Annotated in this window: 7 protein-coding genes; 1 reads left to right on the top strand and 6 read right to left on the bottom strand. The window is 39.5% G+C overall.

The window, feature by feature from the left end; all coding sequences use genetic code 11:
- Positions 1-298: 298 nt before the first annotated feature.
- From RMZ42_RS34380 to RMZ42_RS34370, 3 genes are all read right to left on the bottom strand, one after another.
- Positions 299-1,480: a hypothetical protein gene (locus RMZ42_RS34380; RefSeq protein ID WP_322675642.1), complete on the bottom strand. Its 1,182-nt coding sequence runs from the start codon at positions 1,478-1,480 to the stop codon at positions 299-301.
- Positions 1,481-1,753: 273 nt separating this feature from the next.
- Positions 1,754-2,002, bottom strand: a complete 249-nt coding sequence (locus RMZ42_RS34375) for a helix-turn-helix transcriptional regulator (RefSeq protein ID WP_322675641.1) — start codon at positions 2,000-2,002, stop codon at positions 1,754-1,756.
- Between the two features lie 335 nt (positions 2,003-2,337).
- A complete protein-coding gene (locus tag RMZ42_RS34370; RefSeq protein ID WP_322675640.1) occupies positions 2,338-3,219 on the bottom strand; it encodes a shikimate dehydrogenase in 882 nt (293 codons plus the stop codon).
- Between the two features lie 119 nt (positions 3,220-3,338).
- Here RMZ42_RS34370 and RMZ42_RS34365 point away from each other — a divergent pair, with 119 nt between their 5' ends.
- Complete coding sequence (locus RMZ42_RS34365; protein ID WP_322675639.1) at positions 3,339-4,274, top strand: alpha/beta fold hydrolase; 936 nt, start codon at positions 3,339-3,341, stop codon at positions 4,272-4,274.
- Between the two features lie 107 nt (positions 4,275-4,381).
- Here the strand turns inward: RMZ42_RS34365 and RMZ42_RS34360 are convergent, their stop codons facing one another.
- From RMZ42_RS34360 to RMZ42_RS34350, 3 genes are read right to left on the bottom strand one after another with little or no spacing between them, the layout of a single operon-like run.
- On the bottom strand, positions 4,382-7,408 hold the full coding sequence (locus tag RMZ42_RS34360) for an SMC family ATPase (RefSeq protein ID WP_322675638.1): 3,027 nt from the start codon (positions 7,406-7,408) through the stop codon (positions 4,382-4,384).
- On the bottom strand, positions 7,395-8,576 hold the full coding sequence (locus RMZ42_RS34355; RefSeq protein ID WP_322675637.1) for an exonuclease SbcCD subunit D: 1,182 nt from the start codon (positions 8,574-8,576) through the stop codon (positions 7,395-7,397). The genes RMZ42_RS34360 and RMZ42_RS34355 overlap by 14 nt, the downstream gene beginning before the upstream one ends.
- A gap of 8 nt (positions 8,577-8,584) precedes the next feature.
- Positions 8,585-9,973 (bottom strand): ATP-binding protein, encoded by a 1,389-nt coding sequence (locus RMZ42_RS34350; RefSeq protein WP_322675636.1) that lies wholly within the window; start codon positions 9,971-9,973, stop codon positions 8,585-8,587.
- Positions 9,974-10,155 lie beyond the last annotated feature (182 nt).

The raw sequence follows: 10,155 nt of genomic DNA, 5'->3' as shown, positions 1-10,155 counted from the left end.
TTCGTCTCATGGTTAGGCGATTAGCTGCTTAATATTTACTTTACGAATCAGCTCTTAGACTTTGGATAAAAAACTAACTTGTTGGCGTAAACTCTACACTAACAAAAAACTAATCATTAATCTTGCGTATAGTTCAATACGCTTAGTTTAAGGGGTCTTGGTGTAGATAATTGGTCTTTCCAGACGCGATAAATCGCGTCTCTACATCCGGGTTTTGGGTTTATCTGAACTGTATTGGCTGATAGTTTTCTGCAAAAAAGAATTGAGCAATGAGATTGTAGACAATTTAGTTGCTCAATTAAAACCTAACGAAATAAGTATTTGTTGGTAAAGTTTGGGCAGTTCCTACATTTGTAGCCAAGTCATTTTTTTTATTATCTGTTTTGATGACTGCAAACTTATCAGTAAATAGCAATACTTCACCATTTCCCGGTGTTACCCAAGCGTGGCGAGTCATTAGGTTTTTGGAGACAACTAAAAGAGATGCATCTCCACGGTAAGGCGAGATGGGTTTACCCATGAAGGTTTGATTATCTCTATTGGCGATCGCATAAGCAGCAGAAGAACCCACAAAAATTTTACTGCCATCTGAGTAAATAGTTTTAGGGAAATTGCTACTGCCGTCTCCCATCCCGGCAGTTGTAGGCTTTCTTGGAATACTTAGCTGTCCACGCTCGACAGTAAAATTAGTCAGATTAACAGTTCCTATATAAACCTTTGTCTCATCACGGGTTTGTGCAGCATTGGTATAGCTGTCTGTGGTAATCAAAGTCTTTGTTAATAAGTCTTTGCCATTCCACCTGTAGATTGAGTTACCCCCATAAACTGAACCAAGGACATAAAGCTTGTCTTCAACAATATGTAATCGGTTAAGTCTTGTGTCTGCCATGTCGTGAGCAAGATCGGCAGAATTGTAGCCCCAAAGTTTGCCTTGGTTATTTCCTGCTAAATTTGCCAAAGCAAATATTTTTGCTCCATCGAAAACCATTCGGTAAAGAAAAGCTATCTGAACGGGAATGCCTAACCTCTTTTGTTGCTGATAGCCACTAGTGTAGAGATACCCGTTTTTATACTCAAAATCCATTACCTCAGTTACGCCATAACTCTGTTTGGCTTTAAAGTTGAGGTTTTTGTCATAAATTGATAGAGTATTTGCAGACTGGTAAATAATCCAATCTTGCAAAAATTTTACCCGTGTCTTTGAATTAGCTTTGTTGCTAACTATTTTTTGCTTAGTTCCGTCAGTTTTTATTTTTACTAGTCCTGTTGGAACAGCTAAGACATAAGTTTTGCCGTCAATTGCTACTATGTCACGAGCATCATAATTAGAGTTTGGGATTAGTTTTTTCGTCCCATTACTTTCTACTTCCCATACACCTTCAGTATTGATAACCGCAACTTTGCTGCCGTTAGTGCAAGCTGCTCTTGGCGAAGAAATATTAAGATATGTAGCTAAAGCGGGGGTAGAGTAATCAAACATTGTACAGTCCTAGATAAGGTTGACTGAAAAGTATTGGCTGTTCAATTAAGAAAAAAATTTTGGGAGTTTTTGCGCGTTTTTAAGCTAAACTCGTCTTCAAAAGTGCAAAAAATATCGGCTACGGTAAACTCAAACTCAAAGGTTGAGTAATCCGCAGAATATGCATATCTGCAAACATCGCTAAAATTAGAATTGAATTGTTTGTGGTTATGTCGTAGCGATAACCTGTTAATTGGGGGAAAGTAACTTCAATTAAGCCTCTCTGGCTGCTTTCTAATTCGATAAATACTTCACCGACACTTTCTGCCCCAGCTCGCCCATCTCCTTTAACATCCCCTCAATCTTTTGCATAGCTAGAGATGAAGGCTTGGTATATTCTTTCTCCCAACGGTTTACCGTCGAATAAGTTATACCTAAAGATGCTGCAAACTGTTCTTGGGTAAGATCGGTTATGCCACGAAGTTCACGGATGAGCTTTCCAACTTGCGGTTGCTTGATTAGCAAAGGTTTCTTAATAGTCATTTAGCTAAGAACGCACCTGTTAATCTGGCGAGTGATATGTATTCCGCTACATCCTATTGGGGCTAATGCTAAATTGATAGGCGAAAATATACTAGAGTTTTTATACTTTCTTGGTTTGCTAACCAAGTAATTACACGTCCGTAGATACGTATTTCCTAATGAGATTTTTAAGGCAATACGCTTGGGTTAAGGGTTGTTGGTGTAGATAATTGGTCTTTTAAGACGCGATAAATCGTGTCTCTACATCTGGATTTTGTTGCTCATTTTGAACTGTATTGATTTTTAAGGAATCAATTACGCACCGAAATAAGCAAGTAGGAGTTCTATAGAACGTTTCATTTTCCCAAACCCAGGTGATTTTGTAATGCTTGGCGCATCACTTCTACAGGCAAAGTTTCCTGCTGCAACCAGATTTTTAATGCTGCTACCCCTTGTTGAACTAGCATTTCTAATCCATCGATCGCAATTGCACCTTGTTTTTGTGCTTGCTGGAGAAATTGCGTTGGTTTAGGAATATATATTAAATCGTAAGCGATCGCACCCGTTGGTAAATTCGCGATTTCTTCTACATTCAAAGGCGATTCATCGACTTTGGGATACATCCCAATCGGAGTTGTATTTACCAGCAGATTTGCTTGGGGAATTAGTTCTGGTAATTTCTCCCATTGATGAACCTGGAATTTCTCAGCAAGGGGTGAATTGCTCCAACTATTGCGGAATTCTTCTAATTTCTGCATATTGCGCCCAACAACATGAATTTGGGCAAAACCTAACTGAGTACAACCTGCGACAACAGCTCTTGCTGCACCACCATTGCCTAAAATTACCGCTACTTTCTGACTCCAATCTTGTTTATATGTTGTCTGCAAAGGGGCGATAAATCCTTCTATATCTGTATTTGTGCCTACCCATTTGTTATTTTGGCGGCTAACAGTATTCACGGCTCCAATAGTTTGAGCCAAAGGTGTAATTTCTGAGAGTAAGGGAATGATTGCCTGTTTGTGAGGTATTGTCACACTAAAGCCGACAACCCCAACAGTAGCAAAACCTGCGATCGCCACCTCTAAATTCTGTGGTTCAATCGCAAAAGGCAGATAAACGTAATCTAATCCTAATTGTGCGATCGCTGCATTATGCATCACTGGCGACAGCGAATGCTCCACTGGATGCCCAATTACCCCTAGTAGCTTAGTTTTGCCTGTAATTTTTTTTGTCATTTGTCATTTGTCATTTGTCAGTAGTTATTCTCCCCTGCTCCCCTGCCCCTCTGCTCCCCTGCCCCAATCCCCTCAGGTAGCCTACAATTATTAAAAGCTCCTTAACATTTCTTTAAATCATGCAGGCAACTACAGCCTCCTCTACAACTCCAATTCCTGGCAAATATTGGCAGTGGCGCGGGCACAACGTTTACTACGTGCGTGCGGGAGAGAAACAAACGCAACGTCCGCCTTTGCTTTTGGTACATGGATTTGGTGCTTCCACAGACCACTGGCGCAAGAATATCACAGGATTGTGTCAAGATTTTGAAGTATTTGCGATCGACCTTTTGGGATTCGGGCGATCGGCAAAACCAAAATTGCAGTATAGTGGCGACTTGTGGCGCGACCAACTCCATGATTTTATCAGCGAAGTGATTGGTCAAAAAGCAGTATTAGCAGGTAATTCTCTTGGTGGTTATGCTTGCTTATGTGTTGCAGCTCAACGTCCTGACAGTGCGGCTGGATTAGTGTTGCTCAATAGTGCTGGGCCTTTTAGCGAAAGCCAGATGACATCGGAACCGGAAGCTTTGCAAAGCGAAATTCAGCCACCCAAAAAACCCTCTTCTTTAGAGAAACTTCTGGGTGACTCAGTTAAATGGATTTTTCAACAACCTTTAGCTCAGTTTGTGTTATTTCAATATGTGCGACAACGTTGGGTAATTCGCCAAACCTTAGAAAAGGTATATCTTGATAAAAGTGCAGTTACAGATCAATTGGTAGAAGAAATTTCTCGTCCTGCTTTTGATCCGGGTGCGTTGGATGTATTTGTTTCAGTTTTTAGCAGTCCTCAAGGGGAAAAAGTTGATGTACTACTAAAGCAATTAACTTGTTCTCTGTTGATGTTATGGGGAGAAGCCGATCCGTGGATGAATGCTAGAGAACGTTCTCGAAAGTTTCGTCAATATTGCCCGGAATTGACAGAGCATTTTTTAACAGCAGGTCATTGTCCCCACGACGAAGTACCTGATAAAGTAAACCAACTTTTACACGATTGGGTTTTGTCTATTGACTAGGGAGATTAAATCTCATTAGAAAATGATGTTGAGAGACGCAATTTATTGCGTCTCTACTTGTAAATTTTTCTATCAAAAAGATAGTTAGATAAAAAAGAAAACTACCATTAAGCTGAAATCCCTGTTACAACAATCCGCGAGCCTTCTAAAAACTTTTCTACTTTGATTTGTGTTCCTAACTCCTCTCCCAAAGCGGGAACATGAGTAATTACGCCAACCAGTCTCTCTTGTTTTCCCAAAGACAGTAGAATATTTGAGACACTTTGCAGAGTTTCGGCATCTAATGTTCCAAATCCCTCATCTATAAACAGACTGCCTAACTTAGCTCCTCTAGACAACTTTTCTGAAAGTGCCAGAGCCAGTGATAAAGAAGTAGCAAAGGTTTCACCACCAGATAGTGTTTGCACTCGTCTCGATTCGCCACCACTCCAGTTATCTTCTACTTTATAGTCTTTTTTTTCGTATTTCAATGCATATCGCTGTTCTGTAAGTTCGAGCAGAAACACTGTTGCTTGTTCTACTAATTCTCGCTCAAAATGCTGGAGAATATAGTCTTGAAATCGATCCGATCTCAACTCTTTGGATAAAATTTTATATATTCCTAGCTCTTGTTGTTTGCTAGATAGTTGTGCTTGCAATTTCTCTACTTGCTCTTGCTGTTCTTCAGCTTTAGCAATCACAAGTTTTAAATCGTTGTATTCATCTTGTGCTTGTTTATATTTTTCTCCAGCATCAGCTACAATTTTTTCATACTGTGCAATTATTTCTGCCTTAGTAGTTCTGTCACCAATTGCATCAGTTTCTCGCTGAACGTTAGTTTGCAACTCAATTTTATTAGTCTTGTAATCTTCAATTTTTTGCTGCCATTGATTTTGTAATTCTGGATCTACTTTAGATTGTTGAAATATTTTTTCTGTAAAGTTTACAGATAGTAAACTAGTCTGCCATTCAGTTTCTAGGTGTTGTTTTTCAGTAGAAGCTAAATCAAAGTCTTTTCTTGCTTTGACATCACTTTGTTGAGCTTGCCGAAATTCATCGCGAGCAGTTTGATAGTTATGGGTTTGATGCTGAATACGATGCTCTAACTCTTGTTTATCTCGTTCTAGCTTTTGGAATAAATGATCGTAAGACTCACTTCCAGTAAGTTTGGATAGTTTGTCTGATATTTCCTGAAGTTGTGTTTTTTGACGTTCTACTTCATGTGCTGCATCTTGATGTTGGGTTTGCTTATCTGATAAATTACTTGTTGCAGACTTTAAATTTTGTTCGCTTACTTGAACTTCTGTAACTGTTTTCTCTTTATTTCTTAAACATTGTTGATACTTAGCGTCACTTTCATGTAATGCTTGGCGTTCCTGTTCAAGTACTTTAACTTTCCATTTGTCTGTTTTTAAGATAACAATAATTTGTTGTGTTTCTGCCTTCAGATCGGCTTCTTTTTTTGCTAATATTTGACGACATTCAATTTCTTGTTTTTTTAGATTATCCCTGATTGTTTCAACTTTAGTTTTAGTATCAGCAGCTTTTTGACGGATTTGTTCAGCAGCGCGATCACGTTTTTCTAGCGTTTCGATATTATCAGAAGATTCTAGTTGTGGTAATAAGTGGGCTTCTGGACAAACTCCACCACAAACTGGACAATCATCGTTAGTATGTAGCAATGCACGTAAAGCCGCAGCATAATTGTTTTGTCTAGCAGTATCTAATTCAACACGAGATTGCTCGCATTCTGCTTCAGATTTTTGGAAATTTAAAATAGCAGACAGATAATCAGACTCAGTGGTGATTAACTCTTGAGTAATTTGTTGTAGTTTGGTGCGATCGCTTTCAACTTGCTTTTGAACTCCTTCCCATTTAATTAGTAGAGGTGTAACTTGATTAAGCTGCTCTAATCTCTCACCACCAGAGGAATATAGAGACATTTCATTATTAACTCTAGTCAATATCTGATTTTTTTGCATTAATTCAGCTTCAGCTTTTTTGACAGCTTTATCAGCCTCAGTTAAAAGCTTGACTTTATCTGCTAATACTTCTTCTACCCTCTTTACTTCATTGTTAATTTGACGACGCTGTTGTTCATATATTTTGGCAGTAGTAAGAGCTTCTTCTCGCTGTTTTAGCTGAGGTGCAATTTCAGTGTGGTAGGCTTGTGCTTGATTGAATTTATCTTCTTGAATTTTAAAAGCTGATTGTTTCTCAATCAAAGCTTTGGCAGCAATCTCAACATCAGCATGAGTTTTGTCATATTGATTGCGAGCCAAATTGACTGATGTCCAGATGGCTGATAAGCGATCGCCAACTCGCGCTTGTTCTAATTGCTGTTTTAATTTACTTATGTTTATAGCTTGTTTATTTAATTCCTCAAGTTGCTCTTGCCAATCTGCTAAAGCTTTCAGATGTTGTAATAATTCTTTTTCTGCGGCTAAACCTGTTTGTGCTTTGGTAACTGCTTCATGTAATCTAAGTAATTCTTGTGAGAGAAACTCAGAGCGATCGCGTCGTTGAGAATTCAGTTCTAAATCTAATGAGAAATCCAGATTTTTTAGCTGTTCTTGAATTACGTTACATTCACCTTCAAGAAAGTTAGCTTGCTTCCCAGCCTGCGTACACATATCTGGAAAAATTTTTTCGTATCCAACCAGATTGCTTAAAATCTGACGCCGTTCAGTACTTTTACCTTTGAGGAACTCATCAAATTGACCTTGAGGAAGCAAAATAACTTTTGTAAAAGTTTCAAAATTCATTCCTAAAACTTTCTCGATAACGGCATTAATCTCTGCTTCCTTTTGTTCTCCAAAAGGTTGAAACTCGCCATTTATCCGCTTTTCTAACTTAAAAGTAAGCTGGGACGTTCTAGTACGATATAACCATGAGCGAAAGACTAAAAACTCCGTTTCATTTACTAAAAAGCGAAATGATACCTGTAATTTTAAACTCCCCTGACTCAATAATTCTTTGGGTTGAGTTTTTCTTGCTACTTTCCCATATAATGCTAAAGTCATCGCATCGAGTAAAGATGATTTGCCTGCGCCTGTTGGGCCAGTAATAGCGAATACTTCCAACTTCTCAAAGTTAATCTTTGTCTGATTGCGAAAACTGGTAAAACCTTCTAAAGTCAGTTCAAGCGGTCGCATCTTGGTTTTCCTTAATTTCCTTGTATAGTTCTTCAAATTTTGCTACAACGGCAAGAGGAGGCGTTGTGTTTAATTCTTCTTGGAAGTAGCGTTTAAATTCTTCCACTGGATCGAACTCTTCGCGATTTACAGATTTTTCTTGCTTTGATTCCACTTCTGGAAAACGTGGCTCAATTTGCAGCACTTTATCGCCACAAATTTTCCGAATTTTGTCAGCTAACCCCATTTGAGGTGTTTGCAAGTTGATAATTACCTTCAGATAGCCTGGGTGATTGCGTTGTGGTTCTAGTTTTTCTTCATAATTGCTCAATTCACATTCGACTATGTTCAAAGGTTTTTGACAGGGGATAGATATAAACTCTGGTTTTTTGGCGGGAGAACCAAGTTCAACATCAATCAGATAAAATCCCTTATCTTCTTCAGCTTCGCCAAAGTCCACTTGAATCAAAGAACCTGAATAGTAAGTAGGAGCTGCAATTGGAATTTCTTGAGATTTATGGATGTGTCCGAGAGCTATATACTGAGCTTCAGCGGGTAGGCTTTGTCCAGCCAAGGCGTAGGTTTCTTTGGTGTGATGACGGGCTTCGGAGTTAGCTAACCTAGCACCATCGATAGTCAGGTGAGCCATGAGGATATTAACGCTATCATCTTGAAAGCCGCCAGCTAAATTTTTGAGCAAGTAGTCTACCCTGTCTCTGTAGTGCTGTATTTGCTGCAATTCATCCATTGTCCAGAGATTTTCAACTGTCAATAGTCGCCGTTCTGAAGCAAAAGGCATTGCAGCTACACGCAATTTGCCATTGAGCGTTTCTTGGGTAATCAAACCTCCTTGGTTGACGCGACGAGGTTTCCCTAAAATCTGCACGCCAGCTAAAGACAAGAGATTAGCGATCCCATCAAAGCGGGAAGCAGAATCGTGATTACCTGCGATCGCAATTGCTGGGATTTTGGCATTTCGCAACCCCTCAAAAAACTGATACGCAACTCGTTCAGCATCAGATGGAGGATTAGGAGTTTCAAAAATATCGCCTGCGATTAACACCGCATCAACTTCTAATTCTTTGGCTTGTCGTAAAAGTTCCTGAAGAGCAAATTCAATTTCCGGGGTACGATCCTTGCCTTTGAGGTGACGCCCCAAATGCCAGTCAGATGTATGAATTAAACGCACAATTCCTCCTAAAAACGGTCAATATCAGCTTCGATGCTGGTAATTTCTGCTTGGCTTAAAAACACTTCTTCTTTGCGAGTGGCGTAAGCGGGGAAGGGGAAGTTAACTAAAATTGGGGCGGGGACTTCTGGTTGATGCACAAACATTGTGCCAGATTTTAGAAATAAAGCTCGCTTGCGACAAGAACCCGTCAGAAAGTTGTATTCTGGACGTTCTGCTTCTGCTGAATCTAATCTCCCGACAACACGAATAGCCGCTTGTCCCACAACGCGCCGTTCGACTTCTGAGGCTGTTTGCTGGGCACCAATTAAGATAATTCCTAGCGATCGCCCGCGTTCTGCAATGTCTACCAGTAAATCTTTAATCGGGCTACGTCCATCACGAGGCGCGTATTTGTTCAACTCATCAAGGACAATAAAAACAACAGGTTCTCTTCCTTGCTTCTCTTTTTGAAAAAATAGCTTTTGTAGTAAAACACCCACAACAAATTTTTGAGCACGGGCACTGAGTTTGTGGATATCAGTGACAGTCAGTTGAGCATCTGAAGCTATTGGATTGAGTTGGTATTTAGCAACTTCATCTGGTGATAAATCACCGCGAATTAAATGGCTAACTTCACTACTGATACCGTACAAACGCCGAATCATTGCTTCTGCTGTAGCTGGGACATTTCGTCCTAACCAACGCCTATTTTCTTCTCTATCTTCATCGTTAAGCAGTTTGTCTTCTAAAAAGTCAATTAATTCTCTAAATGTCTTAATCTTTGTTTTATTCTCTTCTCCAAAGGCTTCTACTTCTAAATGAGCTTGGACTTTGCGCCGACTGTTGCGATCGTTCTGGTCATTTTCTTCTGCTACCCGTGCTAATCGTTCTTCTACCGTCGTCACTAAATAGGATAAATTTCCTCGGTCTAAATCTTCACCAGTAAACAAAAACCGAAACAGGCGATCGCGGCACAGTTCCCGAATACTCCACAAATAAACTGATATCCCTTCAGAACGCTGTTCTAAGTCAGAGTCAACAGTCCGAGAATCTCTTTTTGGCGCAGCCCGAAAACTTGCACTTTTAAAAGGTTGTACTGGCAATTTTAAAATTTCATATTTATTTTTATCTTTTTCTTTTCCTGAATTACCATAAATTTGATTCAGCTTGTCTAAAAAGAATAAATCTTCACCCTTAACATTGAAAATCAGTGCTTTCGTATTAGCTTTGTAAGAACCTAAAGCCGGAGAATTGAAAATTGAATATAGTAAAAACAAAGCGTAAGATGTTTTAGTAGCCACACCAGAAACACCAGAGATATTTACATGAGCGCCTTTTTCACCATTGATAAATGAGTAGTTAAAATAAGCCGCATTGCCGTTATTCATAATACCAGCCGGAATTGGGGTATCCATGCTGTCAAAATATAATGCCGATGCTAACTGCTTATCTACAGCTAGGCGAACCGGATCGCCCGGTTGTGGAGGTAAATACTCTTCTGGCTCAATTCTTGTGACTTGGACGTGAGCAGTGTAAGAAATATTGGCGTTGCATAAATGCGGGATGAATCATGGAAACACGGGTATTTCTCTATACT

It is taken from the genome of Nostoc sp. DedQUE05 (assembly GCF_034530955.1).
In the GTDB taxonomy this organism is placed as follows: Bacteria; Cyanobacteriota; Cyanobacteriia; order Cyanobacteriales; family Nostocaceae; genus Nostoc.
This window is presented reverse-complemented; position numbering and strand designations above follow the sequence as displayed.